Annotated in this window: 16 protein-coding genes; 13 read left to right on the top strand and 3 right to left on the bottom strand. The window is 39.9% G+C overall.

Going from position 1 to position 20,880, the window contains the following annotated elements:
* The first annotated feature begins 259 nt into the window (after positions 1 to 259).
* The 6 genes from SPPN_RS06765 (at position 260) to alaS (ending at position 9,947) form a co-directional block, all read left to right on the top strand.
* Positions 260 to 3,052: a class I SAM-dependent DNA methyltransferase gene (locus tag SPPN_RS06765; protein ID WP_001085251.1), complete on the top strand. Its 2,793-nt coding sequence runs from the start codon at positions 260 to 262 to the stop codon at positions 3,050 to 3,052.
* Complete coding sequence (locus SPPN_RS06760) at positions 3,049 to 4,980, top strand: DEAD/DEAH box helicase (RefSeq protein WP_000203246.1); 1,932 nt, start codon at positions 3,049 to 3,051, stop codon at positions 4,978 to 4,980. The genes SPPN_RS06765 and SPPN_RS06760 overlap by 4 nt, the downstream gene beginning before the upstream one ends.
* The gene (locus tag SPPN_RS06755) at positions 4,973 to 6,127 is read left to right on the top strand and encodes a GIY-YIG nuclease family protein (protein ID WP_000129156.1); all 1,155 of its coding nucleotides are present in this window, start codon (positions 4,973 to 4,975) and stop codon (positions 6,125 to 6,127) included. The genes SPPN_RS06760 and SPPN_RS06755 overlap by 8 nt, the downstream gene beginning before the upstream one ends.
* Before the next feature lie 85 nt (positions 6,128 to 6,212).
* On the top strand, positions 6,213 to 6,518 hold the full coding sequence (locus SPPN_RS06750) for a hypothetical protein (protein WP_000661303.1): 306 nt from the start codon (positions 6,213 to 6,215) through the stop codon (positions 6,516 to 6,518).
* A 303-nt stretch (positions 6,519 to 6,821) separates the two neighbouring features.
* Positions 6,822 to 7,307 carry an LURP-one-related/scramblase family protein gene (locus SPPN_RS06745; RefSeq protein ID WP_000847069.1) on the top strand — a complete coding sequence of 162 codons (486 nt, stop codon included), beginning with the start codon at positions 6,822 to 6,824 and terminating at the stop codon, positions 7,305 to 7,307.
* Positions 7,308 to 7,328: 21 nt separating this feature from the next.
* The gene (gene alaS, locus SPPN_RS06740; RefSeq protein ID WP_000811774.1) at positions 7,329 to 9,947 is read left to right on the top strand and encodes an alanine--tRNA ligase; all 2,619 of its coding nucleotides are present in this window, start codon (positions 7,329 to 7,331) and stop codon (positions 9,945 to 9,947) included.
* Positions 9,948 to 10,036: 89 nt separating this feature from the next.
* Here alaS and SPPN_RS06735 read toward each other — a convergent pair whose 3' ends face one another.
* Complete coding sequence (locus tag SPPN_RS06735) at positions 10,037 to 11,491, bottom strand: alpha-amylase (RefSeq protein WP_001181039.1); 1,455 nt, start codon at positions 11,489 to 11,491, stop codon at positions 10,037 to 10,039.
* A gap of 179 nt (positions 11,492 to 11,670) precedes the next feature.
* Between SPPN_RS06735 and SPPN_RS06730 the strand changes: the two genes are divergently transcribed.
* The 3 genes from SPPN_RS06730 to SPPN_RS14315 all read left to right on the top strand — a co-directional run bounded on the left by SPPN_RS06730 (position 11,671) and on the right by SPPN_RS14315 (position 14,367).
* Positions 11,671 to 12,420 (top strand): ABC transporter ATP-binding protein, encoded by a 750-nt coding sequence (locus SPPN_RS06730; RefSeq protein WP_000569210.1) that lies wholly within the window; start codon positions 11,671 to 11,673, stop codon positions 12,418 to 12,420.
* Positions 12,401 to 14,035 (top strand): hypothetical protein, encoded by a 1,635-nt coding sequence (locus SPPN_RS06725; RefSeq protein ID WP_001237593.1) that lies wholly within the window; start codon positions 12,401 to 12,403, stop codon positions 14,033 to 14,035. Before SPPN_RS06730 ends, SPPN_RS06725 begins: the two co-directional genes overlap by 20 nt.
* 71 nt (positions 14,036 to 14,106) lie before the next feature.
* On the top strand, positions 14,107 to 14,367 hold the full coding sequence (locus tag SPPN_RS14315) for a hypothetical protein (protein WP_000590367.1): 261 nt from the start codon (positions 14,107 to 14,109) through the stop codon (positions 14,365 to 14,367).
* 153 nt (positions 14,368 to 14,520) lie between these two features.
* On the opposite strand, the gene SPPN_RS13950 is transcribed toward SPPN_RS14315, so the two are convergent.
* Positions 14,521 to 14,826: a hypothetical protein gene (locus tag SPPN_RS13950; RefSeq protein WP_000390973.1), complete on the bottom strand. Its 306-nt coding sequence runs from the start codon at positions 14,824 to 14,826 to the stop codon at positions 14,521 to 14,523.
* Between the two features lie 16 nt (positions 14,827 to 14,842).
* Positions 14,843 to 16,993: an LTA synthase family protein gene (locus SPPN_RS06710; RefSeq protein WP_000840067.1), complete on the bottom strand. Its 2,151-nt coding sequence runs from the start codon at positions 16,991 to 16,993 to the stop codon at positions 14,843 to 14,845.
* Between the two features lie 116 nt (positions 16,994 to 17,109).
* Between SPPN_RS06710 and SPPN_RS06705 the strand changes: the two genes are divergently transcribed.
* The 4 genes from SPPN_RS06705 to aroB are packed head-to-tail and all read left to right on the top strand — an operon-like array spanning position 17,110 to position 20,877.
* The gene (locus SPPN_RS06705; protein ID WP_014017286.1) at positions 17,110 to 18,273 is read left to right on the top strand and encodes a class I SAM-dependent rRNA methyltransferase; all 1,164 of its coding nucleotides are present in this window, start codon (positions 17,110 to 17,112) and stop codon (positions 18,271 to 18,273) included.
* The gene (gene aroD / locus SPPN_RS06700) at positions 18,270 to 18,947 is read left to right on the top strand and encodes a type I 3-dehydroquinate dehydratase (protein WP_000767767.1); all 678 of its coding nucleotides are present in this window, start codon (positions 18,270 to 18,272) and stop codon (positions 18,945 to 18,947) included. The genes SPPN_RS06705 and aroD overlap by 4 nt, the downstream gene beginning before the upstream one ends.
* On the top strand, positions 18,937 to 19,791 hold the full coding sequence (locus tag SPPN_RS06695) for a shikimate dehydrogenase (protein WP_000762494.1): 855 nt from the start codon (positions 18,937 to 18,939) through the stop codon (positions 19,789 to 19,791). Before aroD ends, SPPN_RS06695 begins: the two co-directional genes overlap by 11 nt.
* A gap of 18 nt (positions 19,792 to 19,809) precedes the next feature.
* The gene (gene aroB / locus SPPN_RS06690) at positions 19,810 to 20,877 is read left to right on the top strand and encodes a 3-dehydroquinate synthase (protein ID WP_000702126.1); all 1,068 of its coding nucleotides are present in this window, start codon (positions 19,810 to 19,812) and stop codon (positions 20,875 to 20,877) included.
* The last annotated feature ends 3 nt before the right edge of the window (positions 20,878 to 20,880 follow it).

Below are 20,880 nucleotides of genomic sequence, written 5' to 3'. Positions count from 1 at the left end.
CAGTCACGAAATGAATCAGTTAAGCTGGTTCGTTTTTTAGAAAAAATAGAAATCATGGTATAATAGTTTTAGGCAGAGAGTTATTAGTATTGTTTATAGCATCTCTGAAAATTTAATTCTAAAGGAGTTCAAAATGAGCCAGACTACGCAAGTGCATATATATATATATATATATATAACCTAATAAAAAAATGCGAAAAATATAAATTGAAACCTACTGAAAATCCAGTAGGCTTTTTGCGTTTCTTGGAGGTATCTAATGGCTAAAAAGTTATTAAATATCACTGAGATTGAGGATAGAACTAAGGTTTTAGTAGAGAATCTTAATAAATCGACATTCATTATTGAATTTGTTTCATTGTTTGACATTACTAAAACGACCATAACAAGAGCAAGTAAAGTGGCATCTGATGATTTTATAATAAAAAACAAATTGTATTTTCGTAAAGTTGAAAATCAGCCATTACTTACTCTGACTGAGATTGATAAAGAGTTAGAGGATCAGGTTCGTAAATCTCGATTTATTATTACAACAGATTTTCAAGAATTATATGCAAAGGATACACAGACAGGGCTAACTCTAGCAATTTCTTTTAATGATTTACCAGCCCATTGTGATTTCTTCTTACCTTGGAATGGTATTGAAAAGATTGATTATGATAAGGAAAATCCTGCTGATGTAAAAGCGGCAGAGCGTTTCACCAAACTTTATGATGAACTAATTTCTATCAATCCTGAACTAGCAATCACTGAAACTGATGGTAAATCATTTAATCTATTTTTGATCCGTGTTCTTTTTCTACTATTTGCAGAAGATACAAATATCATCTCCAAGGGAGCTTTCACAAATGTTATTAAGATGAGGACATCCGAAGATGGTTCTGACTTAAATGAGTGTGTTAGAAAGTTATTTACTGTTTTAGATATGCCTGAATGTAGTCGTCAGGATTTGGAGTCGTGGTTATCAGATTTTCCCTATGTAAATGGTAAGCTTTTTTCAGAGCCACATCATGACCTTATTTTCAATAAAAGAACTCGTCAATTACTCATTGAAGCAGGGGAATTGCTAAACTGGAATGAAATCAATCCAGATATTTTGGGCTCAATGATTCAAACCGTGGCAAATGCAGAAGCGAGATCAACATCGGGTATGCACTATACTAGCGTGCCCAATATTATGAAGGTCATCAAACCACTATTTTTAGATAATTTACGAGCAGCATTTACGGAATTAGAAGAACGAGCTGATTACTATATAGGAGGTGGTGACTTTAGCGAGGAACATCGTCGCAAGGAATTACGACAAATCTTACCTAAGTTAGAAGATTTACTCACTCGTATGGCCTCTATCAAGTTTTTAGACCCTGCCTGTGGTTCTGGAAATTTCCTCATCATTACCTATAAAGAACTTCGTCGTTTAGAAATTAATATCTTAGTCAAACAGCGTGAAATTCGTGACTCCTTGAATGAAAAAGCTGTTTATCAAGGAGAATTGATTGCTGATGCATCTAAGATTTCTCTATCCCAGTTTTCAGGAATTGAATTGGATGATTTCGCTCATGAAGTAGCAAGGCTATCCTTGTATGTAGCAGAACACCAGATGAATGTGGAAATGGAAGAAGCTCTTGCTGATGTCCATCCAAGGCTACTCCCCTTAAGAGAAGCTGGAAATATCGTTTGTGGGAATGCTCTAAGAATTGAATGGGAAACTGTGTTGAATGTCAAGGCAGATGACGAAGTTTATATATTTGGAAATCCGCCGTATATAGGCTCTAAAAAAATGACCTTGGAACAAAAGAAGGAACTGGAAAATGTGATTTGTTCAGAAATTTCTTCTAAAAAATTAGATTATATTTCGGGATGGTTTTATAAGGCAACTCACCTTATTTATGGTAAAAATGCTCAATATGCTTTTGTAACAACAAATTCAATAAATCAAGGTGAACAAGTTTCAATTTTGTGGAGTGTTCTTCTACGATATGGTCAAATTTCCTTTGCGTATCAATCTTTTAAATGGAACAATAGCGCGGCCCATAATGCAGGGGTTACAGTTACGATTATTGGATTTTCAAATAAAAATGATAAGAAAAGAATTATATATAGTGATAAGGGAGAAAGTTATGGAAAGAATATAAATCCCTACCTAACTTTTGCAGATGATATTATTGTATCTAATCACAATGATGCAGAGAAGTTAAATAATTTTCCAAAAATAGTCTTTGGGAATATGCCAAGAAGTAAATATCTAATACTGACAAATGATGATAAAAATAAATTAGTTCAAAGATATCCTGAAACTGAAGTGTATTTTAAAAAGTATATTGGAGCAGATGAGTATATCAATGGAAATTTTAGATATACTATTTGGATTGATCAAGATGAATATACTAAATTAGATAAGATCCAGGAATTCCATCAATTATTTGAAAATGTAAGACAAGAACGCCTGAATTCTCAGGCTGCTGGAACAAGAGAAACTGCATCCACACCATGGAAATTTGTACAACGAGGTGAATGGGACGAAGCATATGAAAAAGGCGATATAGAAGGTTGTCAAGCCATTATTGTTCCACGTGTATCATCAGAATCTCGTACTTATGTACCTATGGGATTTATTGAAGATGACACAATTGTATCAGATTCTGCCATGGTTATTTACAATGCTCCTATCTGGCTTCTTGGTATCTTAGAATCCAAAATGCACATGGTTTGGCTTCGTTCAATTGGTGGTAAATTAAAGACAGATTATCGTTATTCAGCTGGGTTGGTCTATAATACATTCCCAATTCCAGAACTTTCGGAATCTCGGAAAAGTATGCTTGAGGATGCTGTTTTTGAAATGCTGGATGTTCGAGAAGAAGAAGGTGGAACCTTGGCTGAATTGTACGGTGGAGCCAATAAGCCGATGAACGAACGTCTTCGCCAAGCACATGAAAAAATTGATGGTATCGTAGAACGTGCCTACCAGCAAAAAACTTTTGAATCAGATGAAGAAAGGCTCAGTGTCTTATTGAATCTGTACAAAGAAATGACAGAAAAGGAAGCGAAATGACCTCAAATATATTTGAAATCAATTACAATGGTACAGGTGCTAGTCAATCAAATAATGCACTTGGAATGCGTGAAATGCAGGCGCGTGTATATGCTAAGAGAACTTCTCAACACTTATTGATTAAGGCTCCTCCTGCCTCTGGTAAGTCGAGAGCTCTGATGTTTATTGCTCTTGATAAACTACATGCTCAAGGCCTGAAAAAAGCTATTATAGCAGTCCCAGAAAGATCTATCGGAAAATCCTTTCGTTCAACAAAATTGACTGAATATGGTTTTTACTGGGACTGGGAAGTGCTTCCAAAAAATAATTTGACTGAACAAGGAACCAGCAAAAGTAAGGTAAAACAGTTTGTAGACTTTATGCATTCAGAGTCGCCTGACGATAGAGTTCTAATCTGTACGCATGCCACCTTGCGTTTTGCCTTTGAACAGCTGGCTGATAGTGATTTTAATGATGTTCTTTTAGCTATCGATGAATTTCATCATGTATCTCAAGATGATAATTCAGTTTTAGGGAATGCTTTGAGAAACATATTAGCCAATTCAACAGCTCATGTAGTGGCTATGACAGGATCTTACTTCCGTGGAGATTCTGTCCCTATTTTGGCACCTGAAGATGAGCAAAAATTTGATAAGGTATCCTATACTTATTATGAACAGTTGGAGGGGTACAAATATCTGAAAAGTTTTGCTATGGGTTATAACTTTTATCGTGGTCGTTACACGGATGCTTTGCACGAAGTACTGGACACAAGCAAGAAAACTATTATTCATATTCCCAATGTAAACTCAGGTGAATCAACCAAGGATAAGTATGATGAAGTTGACCGAATTTTAGACGAACTGGGGCAAGCCGTTCCAGACCCTAAGACTGGATTATGGTTGGTTACTGAGGAAACAGGTCGTGTATTGAAGGTCGCTGACCTTGTCACAGAAGAAGGGCGTGAAAAAGTACAGGATTATCTAAACAAGATGACCAGTTTAGATGATCTCGATATCATTATCGCACTTGGTATGGCTAAAGAAGGTTTTGACTGGCCTTATGCTGAGTATGCTTTAACGATTGGCTATCGTCAGTCGCTGACAGAAATTGTTCAGATTATAGGTCGAGTAACACGGGATAGTTCCAATAAGTCACATGCTCAATTTACCAATCTCATTTCTCAACCAGATGCTCAAGATGATGAAGTTTTCTTTGCTGTGAATAATGTTATGAAGGTTATTACAGCTAGCCTATTGATGGAGTCTGTTTTAGCACCAAATTTTAAGTTCAAACGAAAAGATCGAGAAGACCAGAAATCTTCTGGTGCCGAAATGTTTGTGAAAGGCTTAAAAGAGCCTAGCACTCAAAGAACAAAGGATATCATAGAAAATGATTTGAATGACTTACGTGCTAGTATATTGCAAGAACCGCGTATCCAAACTGCAATTGCTGCGGGAACGGATGCAGAAGTCATTAATAAGCAAATGATTCCAGCCATCATTAAACAAATCTATCCTGACTTAAGTGGGGCTGAAGTTGAAGAAGTTCGTCAACAGTTTATTAGTCAATCGGTAGTTCAATCAGCTGAACGGAAAGAGGGAGTAGGGCAAACAGACTTTCTAAAAATGGCAGATAAATTTGTGAATATTGATGACTTATCCATTGATTTGATTGATCAGATTAATCCTTTCCAGAGAGCTTACGAAGTTATATCACGTGAAATTGATGCTCCGACTTTGCGTCTAATACAAGATTATATGGATGGTCAGAAGATGGAGTTTTCTGAAGAAGAACTGTTAATTCTTTATCCTCAAATTAAGCAGTTTTTAAATGAAAATGGTCGTCATCCAGATAAATCAAGTCATGATAAGTACGAACAGAGACTTGCTTATGCTTTGTTACAATTGTCTCAGATGAAGCTGAAGATGGAGAGTGGTAATGACTGATTTTAAAAACTTAAATGACATATTTAACGATTCTGATTTTGAACATTTAATAGCTCCTTTAAAACCTAAGAAAAAAATAGTTACAGATCATGAAGTAGAGAAATTTTTAGAAATTATAGATTGGGTGAGAGAAAATAATGGGCAAGAGCCACAAAAGTCTAGAAATATTAAAGAACGCAGTTTATTTTCTCGATTGAATGGTATTAGAAAATCTCCTGATAGCATCCGAAAGTTAGAACCTTATGATGAATTTGGGCTACTAAAAATAGATATCGTTGAGTCCGAGACCCCTATTTCAAGTCCTGCTAGTTTAACAGATATTTTATCAGATGAATTGTTTGAGTCGGTAAATAGTGCTGAAAAATCGTTATTTGATGTCTCACGTTATAAACGAACGATTCAAGCGCGTGATAAAATACGAACACGTAAACGGATGGGCAATTTTGAAGATTATCAAGGATTATTTACTCGTGTTCATGATGAAATTAGTGAAGGTCGCCGTCAAGTCAGAAATTCTGATGTAATAAAAGAAAAAGAAATTAAACCTGGTATGTTCTATGTTGATAATGGAGTAATGGTTTATGTTGCTTCTAAAGGAGAAGACTTCACTGACAAGAATGGCTATACAAACGCTGAACTTCATCTCGTATATGAAAATGGTACAGAAAATAAGAAGGCCTTACTCCGTTCTTTTGTCTCAAATTTACACGATAGAACCCGACATGGACGAATGGTAACAGAATTGATAGAAGATGTGATGACTGGCATTAGTCCGAGTGAACGCATTACAACTGGATATATCTATGTAGTGAAATCCTTGAGTAGCAATCCTCAAATTGCTAACATCCGTAATCTCTATAAAATCGGTTTTACACAGGATCAAATTGAAAAACGGTTAGCAAATGCAGAAAAAGAAGGAACCTATCTTTATGCTCCTGTCCGTTTAGTAGCTAGTTTTGAGGTTCAGAATTTCAGCGCTCTAAAATTAGAAACGACTCTTCATCATTATTTTGCAGACAAACAGTTAGACATAGAATTAATAGCACCAAATGGAGAGAGCTTTGTTCCTAAAGAATGGTTTTTAGTATCGCTAGATGAAATCCAAGAAGTGATTGAAAAAATTGGATTTGAAATTAGATTCAAATAAAGAAAGACACTATTTATAAGATTATTTAATATTTAGAGAACACAAAATATTTTAGACTGATTAAACTAAAAGGAATAATAGGAAAATGAAAGAACTGAAATTATTGAAATATGCTACAATTGTATTTATGGTTTTTATCTTCTTTTGGGTAAGCTTTGGTGGTTATATCTTAGGAACTCAAAGAAGTAATGAAATAGAAACAGTCAAAGAAACACAACGATATGAGATGCTAGATTATGAAGCAGAGTTAGAAGACGCTGAGATTTTGGGTAAGTTTTGGAATAAAAAAGGTTACTACATTGTGGTGTATGATAAGACTATAAAAGCTCCAGAATTGTTCAAGGTGGAGTTTTCTGAGTGGAAGCGTCTGGATATAGGGGAAACCTATTAAACAGTGTTAGAAGGCAAAATAGAGCCTTCTGAGATGTATTAGAATAAAAGTGCTATTAGTTAAGATCATTTCCAGTTGACGCAAGCTTAAAAAAACGTTATAATAAGAAAGTTGAGAATTGATTTTCACTTGTCTTAGTCCAGAGAAATGGCGGTGCTGCGAGCCATCTAAGCTAGAAAGTCATGCTACTCAATTTAACAATTGCATAAGAATAAGAGAATGACAAGTTCATTGAATGAAGGTGGTACCGCGGTTTTTCGCCCTTCGTGATATGAGCTTGTCTTTTAGTTTTTGGAGGTGTTGATGAAAACATTTCTTGTCAAACAAAAGTTTCGTCTTGGAGGCGAACGCTTCGCTATCAAGGATGACAGGGGAGAAATCGCCTATCAGGTGGAGGGATCATTCTTTAAGATTCCTAAAACCTTTACCATCTATGATGTTAATGGTGAACAAGTCAGTCAGATCAGTAAAGAAATCTTGACCTTGCTTCCACGTTTCGAGATTCAGCTTAGGGACGGTTCAAATTTCGTTATTCGTAAGAAGTTGACCTTCTGGCGAAATAAGTATGAGTTTGATAATCTGGGTCTTCGTATTGAGGGCAATATCTGGGACTTGAATTTCAAATTGCTGGATGATCGTGATCAGATGATTGCAGAAATTAAGAAGGAACTCTTCCATCTGACCTCTACCTATACCGTAACGGTTCTTGAGGACACTTATGCAGACCTAGTCATTTCCCTCTGTGTCGCGATTGACTATGTGGAAATGCTGGAAAGCCAATCACATTAAACAAGTAAATAAGGAGACAATATGAAACAACTATCTAGTGCACAAGTACGCCAAATGTGGCTTGACTTCTGGGCGACCAAAGGTCACTCTGTAGAACCATCAGTTAGCTTGGTTCCTGTAAATGACCCAACACTTTTGTGGATCAACTCTGGGGTAGCAACCCTTAAGAAATACTTTGATGGGACCATCATTCCTGAAAATCCACGTATTACCAATGCCCAAAAGGCTATCCGTACCAACGACATTGAAAACGTAGGAAAGACTGCGCGTCACCATACCATGTTTGAAATGTTGGGTAACTTCTCAATCGGGGATTACTTCCGTGATGAAGCTATCACTTGGGCTTATGAGCTTTTGACAAGCCCTGAGTGGTTTGACTTCCCAGCTGAAAAACTTTACATGACCTACTATCCAGACGATAAGGATTCTTACAACCGCTGGATTGAAGTGGGAGTGGATCCAAGTCACTTGATTCCAATCGAAGATAACTTCTGGGAAATTGGTGCGGGACCCTCTGGACCAGATACAGAGATTTTCTTTGACCGTGGAGAGGCTTTTGACCCAGAAAATATCGGTCTTCGCCTGCTTGCAGAAGATATCGAAAATGACCGTTATATCGAAATCTGGAACATCGTATTGTCACAATTTAACGCAGACCCTGCTGTTCCTCGTAGCGAATACAAGGAATTGCCACACAAGAACATTGATACGGGCGCTGGTTTGGAGCGTTTGGTGGCGGTTATCCAAGGGGCTAAGACCAACTTTGAAACGGACCTATTCATGCCGATCATTCGTGAAGTGGAGAAATTGTCTGGTAAGGTCTATGACCAAGATGGCGATAACATGAGCTTTAAGGTTATCGCTGACCACATCCGTTCTTTGTCATTTGCCATCGGTGATGGTGCCCTTCCAGGAAATGAAGGTCGTGGTTATGTCCTTCGTCGTCTCCTTCGTCGTGCCTCTATGCATGGTCAAAAATTGGGCATCAACGAGCCTTTCCTTTATAAACTCGTTCCAACTGTTGGAAAAATCATGGAAAGCTACTACCCAGAAGTGCTTGAAAAACGTGACTTTATTGAAAAAATCGTTAAGAGCGAGGAAGAGTCATTTGCTCGTACCCTACACTCAGGTCAACACTTTGCCCAAAGCATTGTAGCTGACTTGAAAGAAAAAGGTCAATCGGTCATCGCTGGTTCAGATGTATTCAAACTCTATGATACTTATGGATTCCCAGTTGAATTGACTGAAGAAATTGCTGAAGAAGCTGGTATGACTGTGGACCGTGAAGGTTTTGAAGCAGCCATGAAAGAACAGCAAGAACGCGCGCGTGCGTCAGCTGTCAAGGGTGGCTCAATGGGTATGCAAAATGAAACTCTTCAAAACATCACTGTAGAAAGTGTCTTCAACTACAATGCTAGCCAATTGTCTTCTAAATTGGTAGCTATCGTGGCGGACAATGCAGAAGTAGAAGCTGTTTCAGAAGGAACTGCCTCTCTTATCTTTGCGGAAACGTCATTTTATGCTGAAATGGGTGGACAGGTAGCTGACCACGGACAAATCTTGGATGAGTCAGGTAAGGTTGTGGCTACTGTGACCAATGTTCAGAAAGCCCCAAATGGTCAAGCCCTTCATACAGTTGAAGTCCTTGCACCGCTTGCCTTGAACCAAGAATATACCTTGGCAATTGATAGCAATCGCCGTCACCGTGTCATGAAAAACCACACTGCGACTCACTTGCTTCACGCTGCCCTTCACAATATCCTTGGAAACCACGCGACACAAGCAGGATCTCTTAACGAAGTTGAATTCCTTCGCTTTGACTTTACCCACTTCCAAGCAGTGACTGCTGAAGAATTGCGCGCGATTGAACAGCAAGTCAACGAGAAAATCTGGGAAGCTCTTGAAGTGAAGACAGTTGAAACGGATATTGACACTGCCAAAGAAATGGGAGCTATGGCCCTCTTTGGTGAGAAATACGGTAAAGAAGTCCGTGTTGTTACTATCGGTGACTACTCTATCGAGCTTTGTGGTGGTACCCACGTTGGCAACACTTCTGAAATTGGCCTCTTCAAGATTGTCAAAGAAGAAGGGATTGGATCAGGAACTCGCCGTATCTTGGCAGTGACTGGTAAGGAAGCCTTTGAAGCCTACCGTGAACAAGAAGATGCTCTTAAAGCAGTCGCAGCAACTCTTAAAGCACCTCAACTTAAAGAAGTACCTCACAAGGTAGAAGGACTTCAAGAACAACTTCGTCAATTGCAAAAAGAAAATGCTGAATTGAAAGAAAAGGCCGCAGCTGCAGCCGCAGGCGACATCTTCAAGGATGTTAAGGAAGTCAACGGTCACCGTTACATTGCTAGTCAAGTGTCTGTATCTGATGCTGGTGCCCTTCGTACTTTTGCAGATAACTGGAAACAAAAAGACTACTCTGATCTTCTTGTCCTAGTTGCCGCTATTGGTGATAAAGTCAATGTCCTTGTAGCAAGCAAGACAAAAGACCTTCATGCAGGAAACCTTGTCAAAGAATTAGCACCAATCGTTGATGGACGTGGTGGTGGTAAACCAGACATGGCCATGGCAGGAGGAAGCAACCAAGCTAAAATCCAAGAATTGTTGGATGCAGTAGCAGGTAAATTGTAATTGAGTAAAGATCTATCCATTTGGGTAGGTCTTTTTGTGAATGCAAAAAAGCCAAATCCGATTGGACCTGGCTTGGTTATTATGAACTATTAGATGGTATTGACTGCCCAGACACTTACGGATCTAGCTGAGACTGGGAATTGTCCATAACCTTCCTCATCGATTGTAACATGACTTTGGTGGTTTCCAAGTAAGTCTATGAAAGTTTGGTTAGCCCATTCTTGGCCGACAAACATTGACTTGCTGTTTTCTTGGTTATTTGAGATAAGGACTGCGATTGGGGATTGATGTTCAGCACCTGAACGTACCCAACCGATACAGTTTGCGTCATCAAAGTAGTCTGTTTGCTCTCCATAGGCCAAATCTTTTCGGATGGCTAGGAGACGGTCAAGGACTTCTTTGAAATCTTGTTGAGCATATTGCCCTGAAATCCCATAGTAGTCGCCGTAAAAGACACATGGAAGGCCATTTTGGCGTAACAGAATGAGGGCATAGGCTGCTGGTTTGAACCATTCTTCAACGGTAGACTCAAGAGCCTGACCTCGTTGTGTATCGTGGTTGTCGACAAAAGTCACAGCCTTGTCAGGTTTGAGTTCAACCAAGCTATCTGTGAAAATGCTACGAAGATCGTAGTTGGAACCTGCTCGACTAGCATCAAAGAGATTCTGGTGGAGACGAACATCGACAAGATCGAATCGTTCTTCCGTTTTTTCAAGATAGTCTAGGTTGGCTTCCTTGTCTGGGTTCCAAAATTCACCAAAAACGTAGAAATCGTCACCGTATTTTTCCTTTATATCACGGATAAAATTGCGCATAAAGAAAGAATCAATGTGCTTAACGGCATCCAAGCGGAAACCAGCTACACCAGTCGTCTCCATGAACCAGTCAGCCCAGTCATAGATATTTTGGATGACTTCAGGATGTTTAAAGTCTAGATCAGCATACATGAGGTAGTCGTAGTTACCGTTTTCGTTATCGACCAATTCCTCGTTAGCCCAGCCCTTGTTATCCCCTTGAATCAGATAAATCCCAGACTTTCGGCGTTTGGCATCATAGTCTGTACCGGTGAAGTGGTACCAGTGCCAGTGGAAGTCATTATAGGTATCTTGGCGACCATCGAAGGTAAAGCTAGTCCAGCCGTTGATGATGAAGGGTTCTCCGAGTTCGACTGTACGGTCAACAGGATCCACCTCAATAACCTGAAAGGCTTCCCTGTGATCGGCAGCAGCCTTGTGGTTGAGAACTACATCAGCCATAGGTTGAATTCCCTGTGCTTTTAGAGCTTGAATAGCTTGAAGATAGTCTTCTTTAAAACCATACTTGGTGCGGACAGTTCCTTTTTGGTTAAACTCTCCTAAGTCGAATAAGTCATAGACCCCATAGCCGACATCTTTTTCATTGGTAGCCTTGAAAGCTGGTGGCATCCAGACATGGCTGATACCGAGATCAGCTAGGTGTGGAGCATCTTCAGCCAGACGCGTCCAGTGCTGACCGTCGTGGGGCAGATACCATTCAAAGTATTGCATGAGTGTTTGATTTTGCATGATGTTTCCTCTTACTTGTCAATCTTGTTCTTTATTCTATCATAAAGTATCTCTTGGCGCAAACGTTTGCGTAAGAATAGAAGGAAACTATTGTATCTACTTAAAATAAAGTGTTGATTTTTTTGTATCAAAGTGCTAGTATAATAGTATGTGATATAGATAAAGATAGGAGTCATCCCATGATTGAATTTCAAAATGTTAGTAAGTTGTATGGTGATAAAGAGGCTTTGAGCAATCTCAATTTGCAGATTGAAAATGGGGAGATTATGGGCTTGATTGGCCATAATGGTGCTGGGAAATCGACCACCATAAAATCCCTAGTCAGTATCATTTCGCCCAGCAGTGGTCGTATTTTGGTAGATGGTCAGGAGTTATCGGAAAATCGCTTGGCTATTAAACGAAAGATTGGCTACGTAGCAGACTCGCCTGACTTATTTTTACGTTTAACGGCCAATGAATTTTGGGAATTGATTGCTTCATCCTATGGTCTGACTAGCTCTGACTTGGAGGCTAATCTAGCTAGGCTATTGAACGTTTTTGATTTTGCTGAAAATCGCTATCAGGTTATTGAAACCCTTTCTCACGGAATGCGTCAGAAAGTCTTTGTCATCGGGGCACTTTTGTCTGATCCTGATATTTGGGTTTTGGACGAACCCTTGACTGGTTTGGATCCCCAGGCTGCCTTTGATTTGAAGCAAATGATGAAGGAACATGTACAAAAAGGCAAGACGGTCTTGTTTTCAACTCATGTCCTAGAGGTAGCTGAGCAAGTCTGTGATCGGATTGCCATTTTGAAAAAGGGACATTTGATTTATTGTGGTAGCGTAGAGGACTTGAGAAAAGACCATCCAGACCAGTCTTTAGAAAGTATCTATCTTAGCCTTGCTGGTAGAAAAGAGGAGGTTTCAGATGCGTCTCAAGGTCATTAAAAAATTAGTTGATATCAATATCCTCTATTCATCTCAAGAAGCTAATCTGGCTAACCTACGAAAGAAGCAAGCTAAAAATCCTGGAAAAAAAGTAAATGTTTCCGCTAGAGTCCTAAGTTCTTACATTTTTTCCAGTCTCTTGATGCTCATCATGTTTATAAATATAGCCATTCATTTTCCTTTTGAGGAAATACCAAGTTTTTTTAGTAGCATGGTTGCTATTTTACTGGTGCTTGCCTTTTCAACTTCTTTCACTGCATTTTACAATGTCTTTTATGAGAGTAAGGACTTGGCATCGTATAGGCCCTATGCCTTTAAAGAATCAGAGATTATAATTGCTAAAGGACTGTCTGTTCTCTTGCCAGCTCTAACTGGAATTGTACCAATCCTAGCTTATTTTCTAGTCCTCTATATTAGGCTAGCTCCTTCTCTATGGCTGGGTTTGCCTTTGATGCTACTGTCCTTGACCCTATTATTTGTCTCTGTTACTTTAGTGATGGTAGTGGCAGTACATTTCTTGGCTCAGACTAGGGTCTTCAGAAAGTATCAGTCTATTTTTTCGAATGTGATGATTGGGATAGGAGTTCTCATACCTTTAATATATGTCTTCTTTCTACAGTCGACTTCTGGACGTATTGTTGACAAAGTTAGAGACATTCCATTTCTCCTTTATCCTATTCATCTCTTTTACAAAATAGCAGTGGAGCCTTTTTCGACAGAAGCCATCCTGGGTCTGCTCGCTTGGATAGGACTAACTGTCTTCGTGCTTTACTTGAGCAAAAAGAAGGTTTTTCCTCGTTTTTATGACGTGATTCTGCTTAACAGTGAGGAGAAGGTCAAGAAAGAACGTCGCAGTAAGGAGAGAATTTCAACTACTAAAAAGGGATTTTTCCGTATGGTTTTACGCTACCACCTCACCCTCTTGGGACAGGGGACTGGCGTGATTACAGTGCTTTTTACAAGTGCTTTCCTTCCTTATCTCATGATGATCGGTCTGATTTCCAAAATCCGAGATTCTCAGATAGTTCCAGACATTCATCCTCCATACTGGTTACCCTTGTTTTTTGTAGGAGTGTTTATAGCAGTTGTCAATAACAATATCACCAGCCTACATTCAATTGCCTTGTCCTTGGAGAGAGAAAATGTTGATTTTCTTAAGAGTTTACCCTTTGATTTTGCTTGTTATGTGAAAGTGAAATTTTGGATTATATTTGCTGTCCAGTCCTTTTTACCAGTTCTGACTTTATTTGGACTTTCTCTATATCTAGGCTTGCCCATCCTTTCGATGATTTACCTCCTTGTGGCATGGATCCTTGCCAGTGTCATCCTTTCTTGCCACAATTACTTTAAGGACGTGAAAAATCTGTCAACCAATTGGAGTAGCATTACAGACCTGGTAAACCGTTCAAATCGTATAGTAGCAATAGTTTTGATTTTTATTTATAGTGCAATCTTAATGGCCCTTGTAATAGGGAGCTTATTCTTGGTTCGGTCTCTCGTCCCTGTCCTTGCCATCAGCTTGGGAGTAGGAGTTCTTATCCTCTTGCTTGCTCTTGCTATTTTTGGCTATCATTACTACCTGTCACGCATATTGGCAGAAATAGAAAAAAGATGAGCTAGTTGGTTGCTTGCTTGATAAATTCAATTCGACAAACGCTTTTATAGTTTGTTAGAATGTAGTTGTAAATGATTAAGATTGGTAATCAAAAATATATAGGGAGGAATGTTTTGAATAAGAAATATAACATAGTTCTATTTTTGTTGTTTATAGTTTATTTATTGGGATATTTTTCAATTTCAAAAACTTTCATTCCTATAATGTGTGTGATCCAAGTATTTTTGATAGAACATATATTTAAAGTTCGAAATAGAATGATGCAAATAGGTGAAATTTTAATTATTGTTGCTTCTATGATATTATTTATTGATAGTATATTGAGTTTGTAACAAAAGTCTTCTCTATAGAATCAAATTTTCCAGATACCTGCTGAGGCTGATTTATCTTCTCTCTATGCCTTCTCATCTTTATTCTACTATCTACGTCACTAAACTTGACAGACACATATTGCAGGTACAGCCTCTCCAGCTACAATCTCAAAGTTAATACTCTTCGAAAATCTCTTCAAACCACGTCAGCTTTGCCTTGCCGTAGATATGGTTACTGACTTCGTCAGTTCTATCCACAACCTCAAAACAGTGTTTTGAGCTGACTTCGTCAGTTCTATCCACAACCTCAAAACAGTGTTTTGAGCTGACTTCGTCAGTTCTATCCACAACCTCAAAACAGTGTTTTGAGCTGACTTCGTCAGTCTTATCTACAACCTCAAAGCAGTGCTTTGAGCAGCCTGCAGATCGCTTCCTAGTTTGCTCTTTGATTTTTGTTGATAAAAAGAAATGCTCCTCCAAGACGGAAGAGCATTTTTTATTGTGATTTTGATTCGGTTTCAGCCGACTCTGGGTGGAGTTCTTGGTAACTTGGTGCCTTGAAAAGGTCAGTACTAGTTTTGCCTTGTCGTTGGCTAAAGAGGCTGGTTGACTGACTTCCTTTTTCTTGCTCAATCTTTTGCAGAATGGGCAAGGAATTGAGGTAAGAAATACTTTCTGTATCAACTTTTCCAAGATGATCTGCTTGGTAGAAACGGATCAAATCGCCAGTTTGAATCTGGTCGCTGATTTTCAGCTGTTGACTAGCTGCTTGACGAACAATTTCTATTTCAGTCTGAGTTTGTTCATCAAGATTGCTGATTTCAAGACCACTTTCAGTGTAGTAGGTTCGTCCGTCGTAGCTGGTATATTTGGGTGTGACGAAGGAATTGGCAGTTCGAAAGGCAACGATTTCTTGATGGTCTGGAGACAGAAGGTCTTGCCCAACTTGAAGGAAGGAACTGGACTCAATACCAAGGAGGTGTTCGAGAGTCGGTAAGATATCGATTTGTCCACCGTAGGTATTGATGATTTGTCCTTTTTCATAGCCAGGCATGACCACCATAAAAGGCACTCGTTGCAACATGGCATTGTCGTAATTCGACCAGTTCTCAGAAGTCTTTCCAATCAAGGGTGCCAGCTCAGGATTGCGGGAGTTGGAAATACCATAATGGTCTCCGTAAATGACGATGATGGATTTTTCATAGAGGCCACTTTCTTTGAGATAGTCAAAGAAGGCTTTAATGGCACTGTCCAGATAGTTGGCTGTTTGGAAGTAGCCATTGATTGTTTCATCTTTGGTCTTAGCCAGTGGGAAACCAAGCTCATCGCCAGTCAGATTGCTAGCATAGGGATAGTGATTGGACACCGTGATATACTTGGCATAAAAAGGCTGCTGCAAATGCTCCAGATACTGAATAGAATCTTTCATCATGATTTTATCATTTAAACCATATTGGAAAGAATTGCTACTGTCTTGCTTGGTGAAGTAGGATGCATCAAAGAAGTATTGATAGCCCCATTGTTTGTAGGTCGTATTTCGGTTCCAGAAGGTCCCAATATTACCGTGAAAGACAGCACTTGATTGATAGCCATTTTTTGTTAGGATAAAAGGCGCTGCCTGCTGGGTATTGGTACTTCCATAGTTGACCATAAAGGAACCTTGGTCAAGTCCAAACAAACCAGTCTCTAGCATGGTTTCCGCATCTGAGGTTTTACCAGCCTTGACTTGGTTAAAGATATTCGAAAAGGCTAGTGTAGATTGCGAATGGTAGAGGGAATTAAGAAAGGGAGTGACTTCATGCTCAGTTCCATCTAGGTTGAGTTTATAGTCAAGTAGGAACTGCTGGAAGCTCTCCAAGTGGAGATAAATCACATTTTTTCCTTTGGCCAAGCCAAAATAGTCTGGATTGGGCTTAGCCGAATGCTCTTGAATATAATCTGTAATAGGTTGAAGGTCAGTCTCAGAGGCCTTAGCCCGTTCTTTATTAGCGCTATAGGATTGGTTGGCACTATAGCCTAAAAAAGCTGGTAAACTGAGGGCGCGGACAACATAATAATTCGAAAATCCTCGCGATAGGAGATCGGGACGCTCAATTTCAGCCAAGAAAAGGTTAGCTGAAAAGAGCAGGGCAGAGAGAGCAGTGATGGCAACACTGGAGCGGAATTTGAAAGGTCTCCTATCCAGCTGGATGAATTTTTTATAGAAAAGGAAAGCCAGCAGTGGGAAATCCATAAAATAGATGAAATCCCAAAAGCGCAGTAACTCTAATTCTGCAGTACCAACAGACACCTTGCTGACCACCTTCATGGTATTAGCCGTGATAAAGTCACTAAATTCTCGATAGTAAAAGACGTTGGAATAAAGCCAAATGAATAAAAGGCTATAAATAGCTATACTCAGACCATAAAAGATTTTGGTTGACCGAGCATAGAGGGCTAGAGCCAGCAGGAGTAGCCCCAAGGGAAGGGGATTGAAAAAGGCGATAAAGGCAAGGTAATTTCCCTGCAACTTGCCCACTTGAATATCTAAATTAAAGTCAACGGCATAGGCTAATAAGGTTTTGAGCCAATAGAGGATTAAAAGGGTTAGGACAAAACCCAGTCTGGTACCCATGGCTTTTTGGATTTTGTTAAAATTGCTTTTCACACATTTACTTCCTAATTTTTTATTAGTATTAGTATACCATTTTTTAAAAGAAGAGTAAAAAAGCAAGGGTAGTTTCTTTTTTGAGAATTGTCTAAAAGTTTGATATAATGGTAGTTATGAATAGAATAAGAGTTAGCAAAAGGGTTGAAAAGAAGCTTGCTAAGGGGCTAGTTTTACTAGAAGCCAGTGATCTTGAAAATGTCAATCTTAAGGATCAGGAAGTAGAAGTGCAGGGTCAAGAAGGAACCTTTCTTGGGACTGCCTACCTTTCTCAGCAAAACAAGGGCTTGGGTTGGTTTATCAGTAAAGACAAGATCACCTTCAATCAAGCTTTCTTTGAAATGCTGTTTAGACAAGCTAAAGAAAAGAGAAGAGCCTACTATCAAGATGATTTGACAACTGCCTTTCGTCTCTTCAACCAAGAGGGAGATGGCTTTGGCGGTCTGACAGTGGACCTCTATGGCGACTATGCTGTCTTTTCTTGGTATAACTCTTATGTTTATCAGATTCGTCAGACCATCTCAGAAGCCTTTAGACAGGTTTTTCCTGAGGTGTTAGGGGCCTATGAGAAGATACGCTTTAAGGGTTTGGACTATGAATCTGCCCATGTTTATGGTCAAGAAGCACCTGACTTTTTCACTGTTCTGGAAAATGGTGTTCTGTATCAAGTCTTTATGAATGATGGCTTGATGACAGGAATTTTCCTAGACCAGCATGAGGTTCGTGGTAGTCTGGTCGATGGCTTGGCTATGGGCAAATCCTTGCTCAATATGTTTTCCTATACAGCAGCTTTTTCAGTAGCTGCGACCATGGGAGGAGCAAGTCAGACAACTTCTGTGGACCTAGCCAAACGTTCACGAGAATTGTCTCAAGCGCATTTTCAGGCAAATGGAATCAGCACAGACGACCATCGTTTTGTGGTCATGGATGTCTTTGAATATTTCAAGTATGCCAAACGAAAAGGCTTGACCTACGATGTGATTGTCCTAGATCCGCCTAGCTTTGCTCGGAACAAAAAACAGACCTTCTCTGTGGCCAAGGATTATCACAAGTTGATTTCCCAGAGTCTTGAGATTTTAAATCCAGGAGGGATTATCATTGCTAGTACCAATGCTGCCAATGTTTCCCGTCAGAAATTTACAGAACAAATTGATAAAGGCTTTGCAGGAAGAAGTTACCAGATTTTAAATAAATACGGTCTTCCAGCAGACTTCGCCTATAATAAAAAAGATGAAAGTAGTAATTACCTCAAGGTGATTAGTATGAAGGTTAGTAAATGAAATTAATCGTTTCAGTAATGCCAAGAAGTTTAGAGGAGGCCCAGGCTCTGGATGCCACAAGGTACCTGGATGCCGACATCATTGAATGGCGTGCCGACTATCTGCCTAAAGAAGCGATTTTGCAGGTGGCTCCAGCTATTTTTGAAAAATTCGCAGGTCGTGAGTTGGTTTTCACGCTACGAACTCGCTCTGAAGGGGGAGAAATTGACCTTTCTTCAGAAGAATATATCCATTTAATCAAGGAAGTGGTGCAACTCTATCAACCAGACTATATTGATTTTGAGTACTATAGCTACAAGGATGTTTTTGAGGAAATGCTGGACTTCCCAAATCTCGTTTTGAGTTACCACAATTTCCAAGAAACACCTGAAAATATGATGGAAATCTTGTCAGAGTTGACGAGCCTAAATCCAAAACTTGTCAAGGTTGCGGTGATGGCTCATACGGAGCAGGATGTGCTAGACTTGATGAACTATACACGGGGCTTTAAAACCCTCAATCCTGAGCAGGAATATGTAACTATTTCTATGGGTAAGGTGGGCAAGGTTTCTCGTATCACTGCGGATGTGACTGGTTCGAGTTGGTCTTTTGCCAGTCTGGATGAGGCTAGTGCCCCTGGTCAGATTTCTCTAGCTAGCATGAAAAAAATCAGGGAGATTTTGGATGAAGCTTGATGGCTATACACGTTTAGCTGCAGTTGTTGCCAATCCTATTAAACATTCTATTTCTCCCTTCATCCACAATAGGGCCTTTGAGGCGACAGCTACCAATGGTGTTTATGTTGCTTGGGAGATTGAAGCGAGTGATTTGGCAGAAACAGTAGCCAATATTTGTCGCTACCAGATGTTTGGCATCAATCTGTCCATGCCCTATAAGGAGCAGGTGATTCCTTATTTGGACGGGCTGAGCGATGAGGCGCGCTTGATTGGTGCGGTCAATACGGTTGTCAATGAGAATGGGAATTTGATTGGATATAATACAGATGGCAAGGGATTCTTTAAGAGTTTGCCTTCTTTTACAATTACAGGTAAGAAGATGACCCTGCTGGGTGCAGGTGGTGCGGCCAAGTCCATTATAGCGCAAGCCATTTTGGATGGTGTCAGTCAGATTTCGGTCTTTGTTCGTTCCGTTTCTATGGAAAAAACAAGACCTCACCTAGACAAGTTACAGGAGCAGACAGGCTTTAAAGTGGACTTGTATGCTTTAGAAGATGTTTCGGAACTGCAAGCAAGGATTGCCGATTCGGGCTTACTGGTCAATGCGACTAGTGTGGGCATGGATGGTCAATCATCCCCAGTTCCAGAAAACATCAATCTGACAGAGACTCTCTTGGTCGCAGATATCATTTACCAACCCTTTGAAACGCCATTTTTGAAATGGGCTAGAAGTCAGGGCAATCCAGCAGTCAATGGTCTGGGAATGTTGCTCTATCAAGCTGCAGAAGCTTTTCAACTGTGGACAGGCAAGGAAATGCCGACAGAAGAGATTTGGCAGTCTTTAACAGAAAAATACCAATAAAGAAAGGGAGACTCTCCTATGAAAATCAGAATCGATATTCCTCATCATCCTTATGATATTCAGATTGAAAAAGGTTGTCTGGCTCAGGCTGGTCAATGGTTGCGAGAACTGTGGCAACCACAAAAAGTGCTAATCGTAACAGACAACCATGTAGCTTCTCTTTATGCTGAGAAGGTCAAACTCAGCCTAGAAGATGCTGGTTTTCAGGTAGCTGTTTTTGACTTTTTAGAAGGGGAAGAAAGAAAGAATTTAACTACTGTTCAGAAAGTATATGAATTTCTAGTTAAGCAGGGGTTGACTCGTAGCGATGGAATCGTGGCTCTCGGCGGTGGTGTCGTTGGGGACCTGGCTGGTTTTGTAGCCTCTACCTATATGCGGGGTATTCACTTTGTTCAGATTCCGACCAGTTTAACTGCCCAGGTGGATTCGTCTATCGGTGGAAAGACAGGCGTTAACACTCCATTTGCTAAGAATATGGTGGGTACCTTTGCCCAACCAGATGGGGTTCTGATTGACCCGCTTGTCCTTGAAACGCTTGGAAAAAGAGAGTTGATTGAAGGGATGGGGGAGGTCATCAAGTATGGCTTGATTGAGGATCCAGAACTGTGGGCTCTTTTGACGGAGCTGGATGGTTCTGTTGAGAGCATTCTGGAACATGCAGAGACCTTGATTGAACATTCTTGTCAGGTCAAGCGCAAGATGGTAGTTGAGGATGAGTTGGACAATGGTGTTCGCCTTTACCTCAATTTTGGCCACACCATTGGTCATGCCATTGAAGCGACGGCTGGGTATGGGAAAGTCATGCATGGTGAAGCTGTTGCCATGGGAATGGTGCAGATTTCCAAGGTGGCTGAGGAAAAAGGCCTTATGCCAGAAGGAATAACTCAGTCCATTACAGCTATGTGTCAGAAATTTGGCTTGCCTGTTGACTATGAAAACTGGGATGTTGACAAGCTTTATCAGGCTTTGACTCATGACAAGAAAGCGCGTGGCAACATCTTGAAATTGGTCTTGGTGCCAGAGCTTGGTTCAGCGACCATTCACCCAGTTTCTCTGGAAGAGATGAAAGACTACTTGGTAAAATAAGGA

Source organism: Streptococcus pseudopneumoniae IS7493 (assembly GCF_000221985.1).
Classification (GTDB): Bacteria; Bacillota; Bacilli; order Lactobacillales; family Streptococcaceae; genus Streptococcus; species Streptococcus pseudopneumoniae.
The sequence above is the reverse complement of the archived record's forward strand: the minus strand, read 5'-3'. Positions and strand labels throughout refer to the sequence as shown.

Bases quoted from the DNA above. Each gene is read 5' to 3' on its own strand.
- SPPN_RS06765 (WP_001085251.1), top strand. From the start codon at position 260: ATGGCTAAAAAGTTATTAAATATCACTGAGATTGAGGATAGAACTAAG.
- SPPN_RS06760 (WP_000203246.1), top strand. From the start codon at position 3,049: ATGACCTCAAATATATTTGAAATCAATTACAATGGTACAGGTGCTAGT.
- SPPN_RS06755 (WP_000129156.1), top strand. From the start codon at position 4,973: ATGACTGATTTTAAAAACTTAAATGACATATTTAACGATTCTGATTTT.
- SPPN_RS06750 (WP_000661303.1), top strand. From the start codon at position 6,213: ATGAAAGAACTGAAATTATTGAAATATGCTACAATTGTATTTATGGTT.
- SPPN_RS06745 (WP_000847069.1), top strand. From the start codon at position 6,822: ATGAAAACATTTCTTGTCAAACAAAAGTTTCGTCTTGGAGGCGAACGC.
- alaS (WP_000811774.1), top strand. From the start codon at position 7,329: ATGAAACAACTATCTAGTGCACAAGTACGCCAAATGTGGCTTGACTTC.
- SPPN_RS06735 (WP_001181039.1), bottom strand. From the start codon at position 11,491: ATGCAAAATCAAACACTCATGCAATACTTTGAATGGTATCTGCCCCAC.
- SPPN_RS06730 (WP_000569210.1), top strand. From the start codon at position 11,671: ATGATTGAATTTCAAAATGTTAGTAAGTTGTATGGTGATAAAGAGGCT.
- SPPN_RS06725 (WP_001237593.1), top strand. From the start codon at position 12,401: ATGCGTCTCAAGGTCATTAAAAAATTAGTTGATATCAATATCCTCTAT.
- SPPN_RS14315 (WP_000590367.1), top strand. From the start codon at position 14,107: ATGATTAAGATTGGTAATCAAAAATATATAGGGAGGAATGTTTTGAAT.
- SPPN_RS06705 (WP_014017286.1), top strand. From the start codon at position 17,110: ATGAATAGAATAAGAGTTAGCAAAAGGGTTGAAAAGAAGCTTGCTAAG.
- aroD (WP_000767767.1), top strand. From the start codon at position 18,270: ATGAAATTAATCGTTTCAGTAATGCCAAGAAGTTTAGAGGAGGCCCAG.
- SPPN_RS06695 (WP_000762494.1), top strand. From the start codon at position 18,937: ATGAAGCTTGATGGCTATACACGTTTAGCTGCAGTTGTTGCCAATCCT.
- aroB (WP_000702126.1), top strand. From the start codon at position 19,810: ATGAAAATCAGAATCGATATTCCTCATCATCCTTATGATATTCAGATT.